The following is a 17,315-nucleotide window of genomic DNA, read 5'->3' on the forward strand; positions in this document are numbered from 1 at the left end:
GTCAGGAGTTCAATTCTCCTTAGCTCCACAGGAAATGAGAGGGTCGTCCGCGAGGACGGCCCTCTCGTCGTTTCCCCGTCTTCCCTCGCCTCTTCGTCTGCTCGTCTCCTCGCTCCCTCCTCGTCCTTCTCCTTCGCCCCGCCGCCTTCTACCGGTCCTGGCCCCGGTCCCGGTCCAGTCGCAGGGCCAGCGCCGGGCAGCGGCGCACGGCGCGCCGTGCGCGCTCCCGCAGGTGCCCGGGCACGCCCGCGTCCGCGAGCACCGGGTAGCCGTCCCCGCCGATCCGTACGAGCTCGGGAAGCAGTCCCTCGCACAGACCGTGCCCCTCGCACAGCGTCCAGTCCACCGCCAGTCGCTCCGCGCGCCCGCCGTCCGGCGCCCGTCCGGCCGCGCCGGGCAGGGGCAGCAGACCGGCCGTGGGGCGCCCGCAGCCGCTGCCCAGCACGTGGGCGGCAAGATCGTCCGTGAAGGCCGCCAGGGCGCTCAGCACGAAGCGCGCCGCCCCGTCCGGATGCCCGCACGCCCCGCGCCCGCGCACGGCGCCCGCGGCCTCCCGCACGACCTCCAGGGCGCCGCGGCCACCCCCCGCCACCACGGCGGCCAGCGCGCCCGCCAGGGACGGCAGGCCCAGCCGGCAGGGCCCGCACTGCCCCGCGGACTCGGCCGCCAGCCAGTGCGCCACCCGGACCGTCTCGCCCAGCGGGCAGGTGTCCCCGGGCAGCGGCAGCACCGCCCCCGCGCCCAGGCTCGCGCCGCAGGCCGCCAGGGACGCCCGCGACAGGTGCGCGGCGGCCGCCGTCGGCGCGTCCAGCCAGCCGCCGTGGTACCCGCCGACCAGCACCCCCTGCGGGGCCGGCACCGCCCCGCACAGGTCGAGGACGTACGACAGCGCCACCCCGCCCGGTGCCTCCACCACGCACGTCTCCGGCACGGCTCCGGAGACCGTGAGCAGGGCCGTGCCCGGCTCGTCCGGTGTCCCCGTCGTGGCGTACCGGTCCGGGCCCAGGCGGGCGGCCAGGGCGAGTTGGGCGAACGTCTCGGTGTTGGAGAGCAGCGTCGGCAGGCCGCCCAGCCCCTGCTCGGCAGAGCGCTCCCGCCGGCCCGGCGGCAGCGCGGGCCCACCGGCGACGGCGCGCAGCAGGGCGGACGACTCGCCGGAGACCATCCGCTCGGGCAGGCGCACGACGCGGGCGCGCACCGCCCGGCCGCGCCGCTCGGACAGGCCGCGCTCCGCCAGCGCCTCCCGGGCCGACGCCTCCGTGCCCGGGCGGGTCACGCCGATCACCAGCGTGCGCGCCCCGAGCGCCTCGGCGGCCATCAGGGCGCCGTCGAGCACGAGGTGCGGTGCGCGCTCGATCAGCACTTCGTCCTTGCGGCAGGCGGGCTCCCCCTCGCACCCGTTGACCACGACCACCGGCCGCACCCCGCGCCGGTGCGCCGCCCGGCCCACCGCCCGCAGCTTCCGCGCGAACGGGAACCCGGCCCCGCCGCGCCCGCGGAGAGCGACGGCCTCCGCGAGCCGGACCAGCTCGTCCTCGCTCCACCGCGGGGCGGAGCCGTGCACGGCCAGGTGCGCGCGCCGGTCCAGCCGGGCGGCCTCGTCGAAGCCGGCGGTGAGGCGGGGCGGCCCGAGGGCGAGGACACGGGGGAGCGGGGTGGAGGGGGCGCTCACAGGACGTCCGCCCGTCGGGAGGCGCGGCCGGTGCCGGACGTCAGGGTGGTAGGGCCGGTGCCGGGCTGTGGGGCGCTGGGGAGGGCGCCGCGCTCGGGCCAGTGTGCGGCGGCAGGCCCGGCGTGGGTCCGGCGGGCGGCAGGGCCGGCTTCGGCCCCTCGGGCGGCGCGCTCGGCCTCGGTCCGACGGGTGTGCGCGGCCCGCGGCCGGGTCCGTAAGGGCACCGGTACCGGCCCGCGCCGCATCCGCAACCGCACGAGCAGCGCCCCGGTGACCGCGGCGAGGCAGAGCCCGTAGGAAGCCGTCACCCAACCGGCCGGGGCCCGCCCCGCCTTGAGCCCGTGCACCAGCGCCGCGCACCAGGCCCCGTACGCGCACCCGTGCAGCACCCGCCACCAGCGCGCCCGCCCCCGCCCCGCGAACGCGCTGCGCAGCACTCCGGTCGCCGCCGACAGCACCAGCAGGTACCCGGCCAGCGAACCCAGCCCCAGGAGCACGCCGGAGCCGAACGGCAGCAGCGCCGCCGGGACCGGCGCGTGCGCCTCGGCGACCTTGACGAGCACGTGCACCAGCAGGAAGCCGAGCGCGCAGACGGCGGTCGCCCGGTGCACGGCCTGGGCGACCAGCCGGGAGCGCGGGCCGAGGACGTGCCGGTCGGTGGCGGCGAGTCCCCAGACGACGGTCGCGGTGAGCGAGACCAGGGCGAGCACGCCCCCGGTCCCGTCGAGGAAGCGGTGGAGGTCCATGCCCCGGCACGCTAGGCAGCCGCCCGCCGACGCAGACCCGCTTCGCGCAACCCCGGTGGGCGGCGGCGCGCCGCTGCTAACGTCTGCAGGGCCCTTGTCCCGGTGCGGGCCCTTACGCCGCTGCGGTAACCTGACCCCATGCGTGCCGTACGCCTCCTGCTTAGCGAGCCGCGCTGATCAGCACCGACCGGTGACTTCCGGTCGGCATCGGCGCGGCGTCCCCTCCTGTGCGAGGGGCTTTTTCATTTGCAGCGCAGGCAGAGACGACGATCGATGGAGCTTTGAGGACGATGAGCGAGACCCCCGCCGCCGCCGAGGTGGCTGCCCCGCACCGCTACACGGCCGCGCTGGCCGCTGACATCGAGGCGCGCTGGCAGGACTTCTGGGACGCGGACGGCACGTACGACGCGCCCAACCCCAGCGGAGAGCTGGCGGGCGACCCGGCCGTCGTCGCCCGGCCCAAGAAGTTCATCATGGACATGTTCCCGTACCCCTCGGGTGCGGGTCTGCACGTCGGCCACCCGCTCGGCTACATCGCCACCGACGTCTACGCGCGCTACCACCGCATGACGGGCCACAACGTCCTGCACACCCTCGGCTTCGACGCCTTCGGCCTGCCCGCCGAGCAGTACGCGGTGCAGACCGGCACGCACCCCCGGGTGTCCACCGAGGCCAACATGGACAACATGAAGGCCCAGCTGCGCCGCCTGGGCCTGGGCCACGACAAGCGCCGGTCGTTCGCGACGATCGACCCGGAGTACTACAAGTGGACGCAGTGGATCTTCCTGCAGATCTTCAACTCCTGGTACGACGCGGACGCCAAGAAGGCCCGGCCGATCAGTGAGCTGGTCGAGGAGTTCGAGAGCGGGCAGCGGGAGGTTCCCGGCACGCGCGCGTGGAGCGAGCTGAGCGCCGCCGAGCGCTCCGACGTCCTGGGCACCTACCGCCTGGCGTACGCCTCCGACGCGCCCGTGAACTGGTGCCCCGGCCTGGGCACGGTGCTGGCCAACGAGGAGGTCACCTCCGACGGCCGCTCCGAGCGCGGCAACTTCCCCGTCTTCAAGTCCAAGCTGCGCCAGTGGAACATGCGGATCACCGCCTACGCGGACCGCCTGATCGACGACCTGGACGCGCTGGACTGGCCCGAGGCCATCAAGCTGCAGCAGCGCAACTGGATCGGCCGCAGCGAGGGCGCCCGCGTCGACTTCGCGGTGGCGGACGGCGCCGAGGCGAAGGTCACGGTCTTCACCACGCGCCCCGACACCCTGTTCGGCGCCACCTACATGGTGCTGGCCCCCGAGCACGACCTGATCGACTCCATCGTCCCCGCCGAGTGGCCCGAGGGCACCAAGGACATCTGGACCGGCGGCGCGTCCACCCCGGCCGAGGCGGTCGCCGCCTACCGCAAGCAGGCGCAGTCGAAGACCGACGTCGAGCGCCAGACCGAGGGCAAGGACAAGACCGGCGTCTTCACTGGCGCGTACGCCCTCAACCCGCTGACCGGCGAGCGCGTCCCCGTCTTCGTCGCCGACTACGTGCTGATGGGCTACGGCACCGGCGCGATCATGGCCGTGCCGGGCCAGGACGAGCGCGACTGGGAGTTCGCCACCGCCTTCGACCTGCCCATCGTCCGCACCGTTCAGCCGCCCGAGGGCTGGGAGGGCGAGGCGTACGGCGGTCAGGGCCCGGCGATCAACTCCGCCAACGACGAGATCGACCTCAACGGCATGCAGGTCGACGAGGCCAAGCGCACCGTCATCGCCCACCTGAGCGAGCGCGGCATCGGCGAGGGCACCGTCAACTTCCGTCTGCGCGACTGGCTGTTCAGCCGTCAGCGCTACTGGGGCGAGCCCTTCCCGATCGTCTACGACGAGGACGGCGTCGCCCACCCGCTGCCGGAGTCGATGCTCCCGCTGGAGCTGCCCGAGGTCGAGGACTACTCGCCGCGCACCTTCGACCCGGACGACGCGGACACGTCCCCGGAGACCCCGCTGTCCCGCAACGAGGACTGGGTCAACGTGGAGCTGGACCTCGGCGACGGCCCGAAGACGTACCGCCGCGAGACCAACACCATGCCCAACTGGGCCGGTTCCTGCTGGTACGAGCTGCGCTACCTGGACCCGCACAACGACGAGCGCCTGGTCTCCGCCGACGCGGAGCGGTACTGGATGGGCCCGCGCGACGGCCAGCCGCACGGTGGCGTCGACCTGTACGTCGGCGGTGCCGAGCACGCCGTGCTGCACCTGCTGTACGCCCGCTTCTGGTCCAAGGTCCTCTTCGACCTGGGGCACATCTCCTCGGCCGAGCCGTTCCACAAGCTCTACAACCAGGGCATGATCCAGGCGTACGTCTACCGCGACGCCCGCGGCATCGCCGTCCCGGCCGCCGAGGTGGAGGAGCGCGACGGCGCGTACTACTACCAGGGCGAGAAGGTCAGCCGGCTGCTCGGCAAGATGGGCAAGTCCCTGAAGAACGCCGTCACGCCGGACGAGATCTGCGCCGAGTACGGCGCCGACACGCTGCGCCTGTACGAGATGGCGATGGGCCCGCTGGACGTCTCCCGCCCCTGGGACACGCGCGCGGTCGTCGGCCAGTACCGCCTGCTGCAGCGTCTGTGGCGCAACGTGGTCGACGAGAACACCGGCGAGCTCACGGTCGTCGACGCCGAGCCCGACGAGGCGACGCTGCGCGCCCTGCACAAGGCCATCGACGGCATCGGCCAGGACATGGCGAACCTGCGCTTCAACACCGCCATCGCCAAGGTGACGGAGCTGAACAACTTCGTCACCAAGCTCAGCGAGGTCCCGCGGACCGTGGCCGAGCAGCTGGTGCTGCTGGTCGCCCCGCTGGCCCCGCACATCGCCGAGGAACTGTGGCGCAAGCTCGGCCACACCGACTCGGTCGTCCACCGCGACTTCCCCGTCGCCGACCCGGCGTACCTGGTCGACGAGGCCGTGACCTGCGTCGTTCAGATCAAGGGCAAGGTCAAGGCCCGTCTGGAGGTCGCGCCGTCGATCTCCGACGAGGAGCTGGAGAAGGTTGCCCTGGGCGACCCGGCGGTCGTCGCGGCGCTGGGCGGCGCCGGCATCCGCAAGGTGATCGTGCGGGCGCCGAAGCTGGTGAACATCGTCCCTGCGTAATGCCGTGCGTAACGCCATGCGCGGGGCCGTGGGCCTGGTCCGGGCATAGGTCCGGGCGCCTGGGCTAGGGGTTTGTCCCTACGGGCAGGTTGGGGGTTCTTCCGGAACCCCCGGCCTGCCCGTTGCGTTTACGGTGGAGGGGTGGGGACGGACCCTGCCGTTGACGTGCCGGGCCGGTCGAGCCCTGTGGAGGAGCGCATATGGACGTCGCCGCCGCGATCTTCGCCGTGATCTTTGCGATCCTCGTCGCGTTCGCTGTGATCGCCGCGGTCCGGACGGTGCGGGCGGTCAAGCGCGGTGTGGACCGTACGGTCACCCAGGCGCGGCGCACGGTCGAGGACACGCGGCTCAAGGCCCGGCAGTACGTCCAGCCGGGTGCGGCGGGTGAGGTCGCGCAGCTGCGGCTCTCCCTGCGCACGTCGATGCGCGCCACCCAGGACGTGCTGCACGCCGGCCTCGCGGACGACCCGTCCCTGTCGGAGTCCCTGGCCCTCTTCGAGCGGCTCAGCGCGCACGGCCACGAGCTCGACGACGACCTGCGCAAGCTGGAGACCGAGCCCGACAAGGGCCGGGTGGCCGCGCGGCTGCCGGAGCTGCGCGAGCGCGTGGAGCGCGTGACGCACTCGGCGGATTCGCTGCGGTGGGCCGCGCAGGACCGGGCGCGGCAGTTCGCGGACGACGACCTGGCAGTCCTCAGCGAGCAGATCCGCATGGAGTCCGGGGCCCTGCGGCACTGGGAGGACGAGCCGGAGACGACGTCCAAGCCGGCGGGAACCGCGGCCAAGCCGTCCTCTGGTGCCGCGTCTTCCACGGCTGCGTCCTCTGCGGCCGCGCCCTCCGCGGGGGCGGCCGGGGCCGGTGCCGCGGCTGCGGGGGAGCGGGAGCGGCCCGCGCTCAGTGGCCGGGACAAGCGGTGGCAGGCAGGGTACTCCTGGCAGAAGGCCGAGCGGCCGGAAAGCACCGCGTGAGGGCCGGGCCGGGCGGGTAGGAGCGGCTCGGCCTGCCGCGGTCACGGCACGGCGGGTACCCTCCGGTGCATGTCCCGTCATGTCGCGATCCTCACCGATTCAACGGCCTACCTGCCGCCGCAGGAGATGGAGCGGCACCGGATCGAGGCCGTACCGCTGACGGTCGTCCTGGGTGACGAGGCGCTGGAGGAAGGCACCGGGATTTCGGCCCGGTCGGTCGCCCAGGCCCTGCAGAAGCGCAAGCCGGTGACCACGTCCCGGCCCGGACCCGAGGTCTTCGCCGCGGCCTACCGCGCCGCCGCCGCGGCCGGCGCCCAGGGCATCGTCTCCCTGCACCTGTCCGCCGAGCTCTCCGGCACCTACGACGCCGCCGTGCTCGCTGCCCGCGAGGCACCCGTGCCGGTGCGGGTCGTGGACACGGGCATGGTCGCCATGGCCCTGGGCTTCTGCGCGCTGGCCGCCGCGGAGACGGCGCGGACCGGCGGCACGCTGGACGAGGTGGTGGCCGCCGCCGAGAAGCGCGCCCAGGGCACGGCCGCCTACTTCTACGTCGACACCCTCGACTACCTGCGGCGGGGCGGCCGCATCGGTACCGCACAGGCGCTGCTGGGCTCGGCGCTCGCCGTCAAACCCCTGCTGCAGCTGGACGAGGGCCGCATCGAGTTGCGGGAGAAGGTCCGCACGTCCTCCAAGGCGATCGCGCGTCTGGAGGAGCTCGCCGTGGAGCGGGCGGGGGCGGCGCCCGTCGACATCGCCGTTCACCACCTGGCCGCTCCCGACCGGGCCGGTCTGCTTGCCGACCGGCTTCGCGAGCGGGTGCCGGGGCTGGTGGAGCTCTACGTGAGCGAGGTCGGCGCGGTCATCGGGGCGCACACGGGGCCGGGTCTGCTGGGCGCGGTGGTCTCCCTGCGGTAGCGGAGGCAGCGGTGACCGTCTGTTGCTCTTGAGGGTGACGGTCTTTTCCACAACTGCCGTGTTATCCACCGGAATCGGACCCTCGTCCCATGGGATGGCGAACGCGGCTACGGTCGCGCTCATGACTCCTCGATCACACGCTGTGCATGTCGCCGGTTCCCCGTCGCTCGCCGAGGACTTCGGCTCGCTGCGGGCCGGGACATCGCCTCCTCCTGAGCCGAACGCCACGCCTGCGTACGTCCGTTGGTGGCACGCGATGCGGGAGAGGATGCCGCTCTGGGTCCAACTGCGGTGCGGCATCGAGCCGAAGACGCTGGCAGCGCTCGCGCTGGTGCTCGTGGCGGCCGTCGTCCTGGCCGGGTACCACTTCTGGGCCGGGCGGCCGCAGACGGTGCGGGCGCCGGTGCGCGAGGGGCCTGCGGCGATGGCCCCGGCGGCTGACCGGTCGGCGGCCGCGAGAGCGGCGCCGCCTCCGGGCACGGGCGAGGGGCCGGCCCCGGCTCCGGACGCGACGGCCGCGGCATCGGCCGGCGTGCGGGGCGTGGTGGTGGACGTGGCGGGCAAGGTGCTGCATCCCGGCATCCAGCAGCTGCCACCGGGGTCGCGGGTCGCCGATGCGCTCGCGGCGGCCGGGGGAGTCCGTCCGGGCGTCGACACGGCCGGTCTCAACCGGGCGAGGGTGCTCAGCGACGGCGAACAGATCCTGGTGGGAGTGGCGGGCAGTGGCGGCCCGGGCGCGACCGTCGGCGGGCCCGGGGCGCCGGGCGGGAACGGCAGTCCTGGTGGGAACGGCGGGGCAGGTAGGGACAGTGGGCCGGGCGCGGCAGGCGCAGGGAAGGCGCCGGGCGGGCCCGTCAGCCTCAACTCCGCCACGCTGGAGCAGCTGGACGCCTTGCCGGGCGTTGGCCCGGTCCTCGCCCAGCACATCCTCGACTACCGCACCCGGCACGGCGGCTTCCGCTCCGTCGCCGACCTCCGCAAGGTCAACGGCATCGGCGCCCGGCGCTTCACCGACCTCAAGCCGCTGGTCCAGCCATGAGGCCGGGCGGGCCGGCCGCAACCGCGGCCGCGGCAGGTGCGGTGACGGAGGGGCGCCGGCCGGGCGGGGCCGACCTCCGGCTGGTCGTCCCCGCGCTCGCCGCCTGGGCAGCGGCGGCGACGGCGCTGACGGCGGACGGTGCCGGGGTGGCACTCGCGTGCACTGCGGCCGTGGCAGTGGCCTGCCTCCTGGCGGCCGTCGTGCGGCGCGGGGCGGCGGGCGCGGTGGCGGCGGTGTTGCTCTGCGCCGCCGCGGGCGGGGCGGCCGGCGGCCTGGCGGGAGCGGAGGTGCGCCGGGGGCCCCTGCCGGAGTTGGCGCGCCGCCACGAGCAGGTGACCGTCGAGGTGACGGTCACCGGTGATCCGCGGGCCACGCGGCCCCGAGTGCACGGGTCGGCCCACACCGCGCCGGCGGTGGTCGTGGAGGCGGAGGCCACCCGGCTCGTCACCGAGGGTGGAGCGGTTACGGTGCGCACGCCCGTGCTGCTGATGGCTCATCAGTCCTGGCGGGGACTGTTGCCGTCCACCCGGCTGAGGGCGGAGGGCAGGCTCGCGCCGCCGGTGCGGGCCGGGGAGCGTCTGGCGGCCGTGCTGCGCGTCAGCGGGCAGGACCCGCCCGAGGTCCTCGGCGGGCCGTCATCCGTCCAGCGTGCGGCGGGCCGCCTGCGGGAGGGCCTGCGGGCCGCCACGGACGGGCTGGCTCCGGACGCCCGGGCACTGCTGCCGGGGCTCGTCGTGGGCGACACCTCCCGGGTGCCCCCCGACCTGGACGAGGCGTTCCGGGCCACCGACATGACGCACCTTCTGTCGGTGTCGGGGGGAAACCTCGCCGTGCTCCTCGTGCTCCTCATCGGGCCGCCGCACCTCGCCTCACGCGCCGAGCGGCGCGGCCTGGCCGCCCGCCTGGGCATCCCGCTGCGGCTGACGGCGGTGCTTGGCGGCGGGCTGGCGCTGGGTTTCGTGGTGGTGTGCCGGCCCGAGCCGAGCGTGCTGCGGGCCGCCGTGTGCGGCCTGATCACGCTGCTGGCCATCGGGACGGGCCGGCGCCGCAGCCTGCTGCCCGCCCTCGCGGCGGCCGTCCTGCTGCTGGTGCTCTACGACCCGTGGCTGGCGCGGAGTTACGGCTTCCTGCTCTCGGTCCTCGCCACCGGCGCCCTGCTGACCCTGGCGCCGCGCTGGAGTGCGGCGCTGCGACGACGGGGAGTGCCGCCGCGCCTGGCGGAAGCCCTGGCGGCGGCGGGGGCGGCACAGGCGGTGTGTGCGCCGGTGATCGTCGTGCTGGCGGCCCGGGTGAGCCTGGTGGCGGTGCCGTGCAACCTCCTCGCGGAGCCGGCCGTGGCCCCCGCCACCGCCCTGGGCTTCGCCGCGCTGGCGGCCGCCCCCGTGGCGTTGCCGCTCGCCAAGGCCCTCGCCTGGCTGGCCGGATGGCCCGCCGCGTGGACGGCGACGGTGGCCCGTTCGGGCGCCGGACTGCCCGGGGCGGGGTTCGACTGGCCCGGGAGCTGGCGGGGCGGGCTGCTGCTGGCCGCGGTCACGGGGGCCGCCGTTCTTGTGGCCCGGCCGCTCGTGCGCCGCCCCTGGGCCTGTGCCGGCTGCGCGGTACTCCTGCTGCTGGCGCTCGTGCGCCCGGTACCGCTGACGCGGTTCGTCACGGGGTGGCCGCCGCCCGGGTGGCGGCTGGTGGCGTGCGACGTCGGCCAGGGGGACGCCCTTGCTCTGGCCGCCGGTCCACGGACCGCGGTGGTCGTGGACGCCGGCCCCGAGCCGCGCGCCGTCGACCGCTGCCTGCGGGACCTGGGCGTCGAGCGCGTACCGCTCCTGCTGCTGAGCCACTTCCACGCCGACCACGTCGACGGCCTGCCCGGCGTGCTGCGCGGCCGGGCGGTCGGGGTCGTCGAGACGACGGGGTTCGCCGAGCCGGCTGGCCGGGCAGCGTTCGTCCGGCGCGAGGCGGGACGGGCGGGCGTGCCGGTCGTCGAGGCCGGGCCGGGGGAGCGGCGGCGGATCGGGGAGTTGTCCTGGGAGGTGCTGTGGCCCCCGCCCGCGGGGCGGTCCGCCGTGGCCGAGGACGGGCCCAACGATGCCAGCGTGGCCCTCCTGGTCCGTACCGCCGGCCTCACGCTCGCCCTGCTCGGCGACCTCGAACCGCCGGCCCAGCAGGAGCTGTGGGAGACCCACCCGGACCTGCCGCCGGTGGACGTCCTCAAGGTCGCCCACCACGGCTCCGCCTACCAGGACCCACGGCTGCTGCACGGCCTGCGCCCCCGCCTGGCCGTCGTCTCGGCCGGCGCCGGCAACCCCTACGGCCACCCGGCGGCCCGCACGCTCACGGCGCTGAGGGCCGAGGGCGCCGTGGTCCTGCGCACCGACACGGACGGCCCGATCGCGGTAACGGCCACGGCAACGGCCATCACACCGGGCCGCACCCCCGCGAACCACCGCAGACGGCCCCGGCCCGGCCACCGCCACCACCGTGCCCGCTCACCCACCGCCCGGCCCCTCGGGCCTCGGCGGTGCCCCCGCGGCCGGCCCGGAGAGGCGCACCCCCGGAGGGCTCAGGTGGTTTCGACCCAGCCGTCGTACTCCTCGGCCAGTTCGCGCAGGGCGGTGAGGTCCAGGTCGCCGTTCGGGTCCTCCAGGACCACCAGCCACTGGGCGTCCTCGGCGTCGTCCTCGCCGGCGAGGGCCTCGCGGACGATCTGGGGCTCCTCGTCGAGGCCGAAGCGCTCGCCGGCCTCGTCGGCGGCCTCGCCGGCGGCGTCGCGGTCGGGGAGCACCAGCAGGTGCCGTACGGGTTCGGAAGTACCGGAGAAGGAGAAAGCGCTGCTCACCCGCTCATTGTGCGGCATGCCCCGACGGCCGTTGCGAGGGGAGTGTCATGGGCGCATGGGATGCTGGAGGCGATGGCCAGGAAGACTGCAACCGACGACCTGCTCGCCCCCGTCACGCTCGCCGTGGGTCAGGAGGATCTCCTCCTCGACCGCGCCGTGCAGGAGGTGGTGGCGGCGGCCCGTGCGGCCGACGCCGACACCGACGTCCGTGACCTCACCTCCGACGCGCTCCAGCCCGGCACGCTCGCCGAGCTGACGAGCCCGTCGCTCTTCGCCGAACGCAAGGTCGTGATCGTCCGGAACGCCCAGGACCTGTCCGCGGACACGATCAAGGACGTCAAGGGTTACCTCGGCGCGCCCGCCGAGGAGATCACGCTCGTCCTGCTGCACGCCGGCGGGGCCAAGGGCAAGGGACTGCTGGACGCGGCACGCAAGGCCGGGGCCCGCGAGGTCGCCTGCCCCAAGATGACCAAGCCGGCCGACCGGCTGGCGTTCGTGCGGTCCGAGTTCCGGGCGACCGGGCGCTCGGCGACCCCCGAGGCGTGCCAGGCCCTGGTCGACGCCATCGGCAGCGACCTGCGCGAGCTGGCGAGCGCCTGCGCGCAGCTCGTCGCCGACGTCGAGGGCACCATCGACGAATCCGTCGTCGCCCGCTACTACACGGGCCGCGCCGAGGCGTCCAGCTTCACGGTCGCCGACCGTGCCGTGGAGGGCCGGGCGGCAGAGGCCCTGGAGGCGCTGCGCTGGGCCATGTCCACCGGCGTGGCCCCCGTGCTGATCACCAGCGCCCTGGCTCAGGGCGTGCGCTCCATCGGCAAGCTGGCCTCGGCCCCGCGGGGCGCCCGGCCGGGCGATCTCGCCCGGGAGCTCGGCATGCCGCCGTGGAAGATCGACCGGGTGCGGCAGCAGATGCGGGGCTGGTCGGCGGACGGGGTGGCCGTGGCGCTCACGGCCATCGCCGAGGCCGACGCCGGCGTCAAGGGCGGGGGCGACGACCCCGAGTACGCCCTGGAGAAGGCCGTCGTCGCCGTGGCCCGCGCCGCCCGCAGCCGCGGCTGAGGCCGTTCCCGGTAGCCCTTGCCGTTCCCGGTAGCCCTTGCCGTAGCCCGTAGCCCGTAGCCCGTAGCCCGTAGCCCGTAGCCCGTAGCCCGTAGCCCGTAGCCCGTCGTGCGTTCTCCTTCTCTTAGGGGAGGGGAACGCACTGCGCAACCGCGCCCCCTTCCCCTGCGAAAACACAGAGGCCCCGTGCTGCCCTGGGGAAGGGCGGCACGGGGCCTCTGGAGCGTTCTGGTGAGCCCGGAGGCTCGTGCCGCACCCGCGTGGCGAACGACCGGGGGCGGCGGGGTGCCGGTCCGGAGCGGTAGAGGGGCCGCTGGATCCGTTACCGGCGAGGGGGCCGGGGCTCACGCCCCGGAGAGGCTTCAGCCCTTGAGGGAGGCAGCCTGCTTGGCCAGCGCCGACTTCTTGTTGGCGGCGGCGTTCTTGTGGAAGACGCCCTTGCTGGCGGCCTTGTCCAGCTTCTTGCCGGCCAGGGCGACGGCGGCGTCGGCCTTGGCGGCGTCGCCGGCGGCAATGGCCTCGCGGGCCGCGCGGATCGCGGTCTTGACCGAGGACTTGACGGCCTTGTTACGCAGGCGCGCCTTCTCGTTGGTCTTGATCCGCTTCATCTGGGACTTGATGTTCGCCACGAAAAGAGCCTTTTCAGGTTCGTTGGATTTCGATGAGTGCCGGGAGTCGTGAGAGAGGGCACGACAGGCACAGTGGACCAGGCTACCAGTACGCCCGACGGCGTCCCAAACCGGACGGTACCCGCCGCTCATGGGACCATGGTGGGGTCGTCATACCCGACTCCCGCCGAGACCAGCGTTCAAACGCCGAAGTCACCGAATGGATCCTGCGTGCCCGCGACCCCTACCAACGTGCCGGAGCCGAGCCGTACCGACCCGGCTCTGATCCGTAACTTCTGCATCATCGCGCACATCGACCATGGCAAGTCGACGCTCGCCGACCGGATGCTCCAGCTGACCGGCGTGGTCGACCAGCGGCAGATGCGCGCGCAGTACCTCGACCGCATGGACATCGAGCGCGAGCGCGGCATCACGATCAAGTCCCAGGCCGTCCGGCTGCCGTGGGCGCCCACCGAGGAGCCGGGCAACACCCACATCCTCAACATGATCGACACGCCGGGCCACGTGGACTTCACCTACGAGGTCTCGCGCTCGCTCGCCGCCTGCGAGGGCTGCATCCTCCTCGTGGACGCCGCCCAGGGCATCGAGGCCCAGACCCTCGCCAACCTCTACCTGGCGATGGAGAACGACCTCACGATCATCCCGGTCCTCAACAAGATCGACCTGCCGGCCGCCCAGCCGGAGAAGTTCGCCGCCGAGCTCGCCAACCTGGTCGGCTGCGAGCCGGAGGACGTGCTGCGCGTCTCCGCCAAGACCGGCGTGGGCGTCGACGCCCTGCTCGACCGCGTGGTCGCCACCGTCCCGGCGCCGGTGGGCGTCAAGGACGCCCCCGCCCGCGCGATGATCTTCGACTCGGTCTACGACTCCTACCGCGGCGTGGTCACCTACGTCAGGGTCGTCGACGGTGAGCTCAAGAAGCGCGAGCGCATCAAGATGATGTCGACCGGCGCCACCCACGAGCTGCTGGAGATCGGCGTCTCCTCGCCCGAGATGACGCCCGCCGACGGCCTCGGCGTCGGTGAGGTGGGCTACATCATCACCGGCGTGAAGGACGTGCGGCAGTCCAAGGTCGGTGACACGATTACCTCGCAGCAGAACGGCGCCACCGAGGCGCTGGGCGGCTACAAGGACCCCAAGCCGATGGTGTTCTCGGGCCTGTACCCGCTGGACGGCTCGGACTACCCGGAGCTGCGCGAGGCCCTCGACAAGCTCCAGCTCAACGACGCCGCGCTCGTCTACGAGCCGGAGACCTCGGCCGCCCTCGGCTTCGGCTTCCGCGTCGGCTTCCTCGGCCTGCTCCACCTGGACGTGGTCCGCGAGCGGCTGGAGCGCGAGTTCGGCCTCGACCTCATCGCCACCGCGCCCAACGTGGTCTACAACGTGCGGATGGAGGACGGCGCCGAGCACGTCGTCACCAACCCGAGCGAGTTCCCCGAGGGCAAGATCGCCGAGGTCCACGAGCCGGTCGTCAAGGCGACCGTCCTCGCGCCCACCGAGTTCGTCGGCGCGATCATGGAGCTCTGCCAGTCCCGCCGCGGCACGATGCTGGGCATGGACTACCTCTCCGAGGACCGGGTCGAGCTGCGCTACACCCTGCCCCTCGCGGAGATCGTCTTCGACTTCTTCGACCAGCTGAAGTCCAAGACCCGCGGCTACGCCTCCCTCGACTACGAGCCCACCGGCGAGCAGACCGCCGACCTGGTCAAGGTCGACATCCTGCTGCACGGCGACAAGGTCGACGCCTTCTCCGCGATCACGCACAAGGACAAGGCGTACGCGTACGGCGTCCGCCTCGTCGCCAAGCTGCGCGAGCTCATCCCGCGGCAGAACTTCGAGGTGCCGATCCAGGCCGCCATCGGCTCCCGGGTCATCGCCCGTGAGACGGTCCGCGCCATCCGCAAGGACGTCCTCGCCAAGTGCTACGGCGGTGACATCTCCCGTAAGCGGAAGCTGCTGGAGAAGCAGAAGGAAGGCAAGAAGCGGATGAAGATGGTCGGCAGCGTGGAGGTCCCGCAGGAAGCCTTCATCGCGGTGCTGTCCAGCGACGAGGGCGGCGAGAAGGGCAAGAAGTAACACCGGCCCCGGCTCCGGACCTCCCCGCGAGGGCCGGAGCAGCCCGGTCCGCAAGGTGCCCGTTCCCGTCAGGGGGCGGGCACTTTTGCGCTGCCTCCCCCGTCCGCTCCCCCTATTCCGGCGACGGGCTCTTACGCGACGGCCCCTTCGGCTCTACCCTGATCACTGCTCGGAAGGTTACTCGCGAGTCACCAGCAACGAAGCGGGCCCCGGAGGATGCCGTGACGGACACACAGGCTTTGATCGAGAACCGGCCGCCGTCCGTGGCGACCCTGTTCGTCGAACGGGTCGAGACCACACCCGACGCCGAGGCGTACCGGTACCCCGTGCCCCCGGCCTCCGGCACCGGACCCGACGACTGGGCCTCGCTCACCTGGCGCCAGGCGGCCGACCGCGTGTTCGCCGTCGCGGCCGGCTTCATCGACCTCGGCATCCTTCCGGAGCAGCGGATCGCCCTGTCCTCCGCCACCCGCCTGGAGTGGATCCTGGCCGACCTCGGCATCATGTGCGCCGGAGCGGCCACCACGCCCGTCTATCCGAGCACCAACGCCGACGAGACCGCGTTCATGCTCTCCGACGCCGAGTGCCGCGTCCTCGTCGCCGAGGACGCCGCCCAGCTCGCCAAGGCCCGCCTGCGCCGGGCGGACCTGCCGGCCCTCGACCACGTCGTCGTCATCGACGCCGCCGACGCGGTGCCCGCCGAGGGCGACCCGGAGGGCTGGGTGCTCTCCCTCGCCGACCTGGAGAAGCGCGGCGCCGCCCTCCTCGAACGGCAGCCCGACGCGGTCCGCGAGCGCATCGACGGCCTGCGCTCCGACCAGCTCGCCACGCTCATCTACACCTCCGGCACCACCGGCCGCCCCAAGGGCGTCCGGCTGCGGCACGACGCCTGGTCGTACATGGCCCGCGCGATCCAGGCGACGGGGCTGGCCCGGCCCGACGACCTCCAGTACTTGTGGCTGCCGCTCGCGCACGTCTTCGGCAAGGTGCTCACCGCCGGCCACATCACGGTGGGGCACGTCACCGCCGTCGACGGGCGGGTCGACAAGATAATCGAGAACCTGCCGGTCGTCCGGCCGACGTACATGGCCGCCGTGCCGCGCATCTTCGAGAAGGTCTACAACGGGGTCGCCGCGAAGGCCCGCGAGGGCGGCGGCGCCAAGTACAAGATCTTCCGCTGGGCGGTCGAGGTCGCCCGCGAGTACGCCAAGGTCTCCCAGGACAACTTCCGCCGCACCGGCAGCGCGTCCGTGCCCTTCGCCCTCGCCGCCAAGCACCGTGCCGCCGACGCCCTCGTCTACGGCAAGATCCGCGAGGCGTTCGGCGGCCGGCTGCGGGCCTGCGTCTCCGGCGCCTCCGCCCTCGCCCCCGACATCGGCTACTTCTTCGCCGGCGCCGGCATCCACATCCTGGAGGGCTACGGCCTCACCGAGACCAGCGCCGCCAGCCTCGTCAACCCCGGTGAGGCGTACCGGACGGGCACGGTCGGCAAGCCGCTGCCCGGTACCGAGGTCCGCATCGCCGACGACGGCGAGATCCTGCTGCGCAGCCCCGGCGTCATGGAGTGCTACCACGGGCAGCCCGAGAAGACCGCCGAAGTCCTCGAATCCGACGGCTGGTTCCACACCGGCGACATCGGCGAGCTCTCCCCGGACGGCTACCTGCGCATCACCGACCGGAAGAAGGACCTGATCAAGACCTCGGCCGGCAAGTACGTCGCGCCCGCCGAGATCGAGGGCCGGTTCAAGGCCGTGTGCCCGTTCGTCTCCAACATCCTGGTGCACGGCGCGGACCGGAACTTCTGCACCGCCCTCATCGCGCTCGACGGCCCCGCCATCCTGGGCTGGGCCAAGGAGCACGGCATGGGGGACCGGTCGTACGCGGACGTGGTGGCCGCCAAGGAGACCGAGGAGCTCATCGCGGGCTACGTCCAGCGGCTCAACGAGGGGCTGCAGCGCTGGCAGACGATCAAGAAGTTCCGGCTGCTGCCGCGCGACCTCGACGTCGAGCACGGTGAGCTCACGCCCAGCCTCAAGCTCAAGCGGCCGGTCGTCGAGCGCGAGTACAAGGGCCTGATCGAGGAGATGTACGAGGGCGCGCGGGAGGGCTGACCACACGTACCCGTACGCGTGCCGGTCACGCGTGCCGACCACTCGTAAGGCTCACTTACCCGACTCCTCCCCCCTGGGCGCAGACGGTCTGTCACTCTGTCCGTGGTGAATCCCCGCACCATGCCGTGAGCGG

The 17,315-nt window shown here is 73.6% G+C and carries 11 protein-coding genes and 1 pseudogene; 8 read left to right on the forward strand and 4 right to left on the reverse strand.

Annotation, left to right across the window (positions count from 1 at the left end):
• Window positions 1–148 precede the first annotated feature (148 nt).
• Together LE181_RS04580 and LE181_RS04585 are read right to left on the reverse strand one after the other, a co-directional pair.
• Window positions 149–1,672 carry an NADH-quinone oxidoreductase subunit NuoF family protein gene (locus LE181_RS04580; protein WP_225659756.1) on the reverse strand — a complete coding sequence of 508 codons (1,524 nt, stop codon included), beginning with the start codon at window positions 1,670–1,672 and terminating at the stop codon, window positions 149–151.
• Window positions 1,669–2,418, reverse strand: a complete 750-nt coding sequence (locus LE181_RS04585) for a ferric reductase-like transmembrane domain-containing protein (RefSeq protein WP_308103068.1) — start codon at window positions 2,416–2,418, stop codon at window positions 1,669–1,671. Before LE181_RS04585 ends, LE181_RS04580 begins: the two co-directional genes overlap by 4 nt.
• A gap of 290 nt (window positions 2,419–2,708) precedes the next feature.
• Between LE181_RS04585 and leuS the strand changes: the two genes are divergently transcribed.
• The 5 genes and pseudogenes from leuS to LE181_RS04610 form a co-directional block, all read left to right on the forward strand.
• Window positions 2,709–5,558, forward strand: coding sequence for a leucine--tRNA ligase (leuS, locus tag LE181_RS04590; protein ID WP_225659758.1), 2,850 nt, complete (start codon window positions 2,709–2,711; stop codon window positions 5,556–5,558).
• Window positions 5,559–5,758: 200 nt separating this feature from the next.
• Window positions 5,759–6,526: a hypothetical protein gene (locus LE181_RS04595; protein WP_225659759.1), complete on the forward strand. Its 768-nt coding sequence runs from the start codon at window positions 5,759–5,761 to the stop codon at window positions 6,524–6,526.
• A gap of 69 nt (window positions 6,527–6,595) precedes the next feature.
• Window positions 6,596–7,441 carry a DegV family protein gene (locus tag LE181_RS04600; protein ID WP_225659761.1) on the forward strand — a complete coding sequence of 282 codons (846 nt, stop codon included), beginning with the start codon at window positions 6,596–6,598 and terminating at the stop codon, window positions 7,439–7,441.
• Between the two features lie 121 nt (window positions 7,442–7,562).
• Window positions 7,563–8,480: a ComEA family DNA-binding protein gene (locus LE181_RS04605; protein ID WP_225659762.1), complete on the forward strand. Its 918-nt coding sequence runs from the start codon at window positions 7,563–7,565 to the stop codon at window positions 8,478–8,480.
• A pseudogene (locus tag LE181_RS04610) lies at window positions 8,477–10,891 on the forward strand (ComEC/Rec2 family competence protein); the annotation flags it as partial. The gene LE181_RS04605 and the pseudogene LE181_RS04610, both read left to right, overlap by 4 nt.
• Window positions 10,892–11,034: 143 nt before the next feature.
• On the opposite strand, the gene LE181_RS04615 reads toward LE181_RS04610, so the two are convergent.
• A complete protein-coding gene (locus tag LE181_RS04615) occupies window positions 11,035–11,328 on the reverse strand; it encodes a hypothetical protein (RefSeq protein ID WP_225659824.1) in 294 nt (97 codons plus the stop codon).
• Window positions 11,329–11,382: 54 nt separating this feature from the next.
• Between LE181_RS04615 and holA the strand changes: the two genes are divergently transcribed.
• Window positions 11,383–12,369: a DNA polymerase III subunit delta gene (gene holA, locus LE181_RS04620; RefSeq protein ID WP_225659763.1), complete on the forward strand. Its 987-nt coding sequence runs from the start codon at window positions 11,383–11,385 to the stop codon at window positions 12,367–12,369.
• Between the two features lie 362 nt (window positions 12,370–12,731).
• On the opposite strand, the gene rpsT is transcribed toward holA, so the two are convergent.
• Entirely contained in the window at window positions 12,732–12,998 is a 267-nt protein-coding gene (gene rpsT / locus LE181_RS04625) for a 30S ribosomal protein S20 (protein ID WP_225659765.1), read from the reverse strand.
• A gap of 210 nt (window positions 12,999–13,208) precedes the next feature.
• On the opposite strand from rpsT, the gene lepA reads away from it, so the two are divergent.
• Window positions 13,209–15,071, forward strand: a complete 1,863-nt coding sequence (gene lepA, locus LE181_RS04630) for a translation elongation factor 4 (protein WP_225659767.1) — start codon at window positions 13,209–13,211, stop codon at window positions 15,069–15,071.
• A 221-nt stretch (window positions 15,072–15,292) separates the two neighbouring features.
• Entirely contained in the window at window positions 15,293–17,182 is a 1,890-nt protein-coding gene (locus LE181_RS04635) for an AMP-dependent synthetase/ligase (protein WP_225659769.1), read from the forward strand.
• The last annotated feature ends 133 nt before the right edge of the window (window positions 17,183–17,315 follow it).

Source organism: Streptomyces sichuanensis (assembly GCF_020328095.1).
Lineage (GTDB): Bacteria > Actinomycetota > Actinomycetes > Streptomycetales > Streptomycetaceae > Streptomyces > Streptomyces cinnamoneus.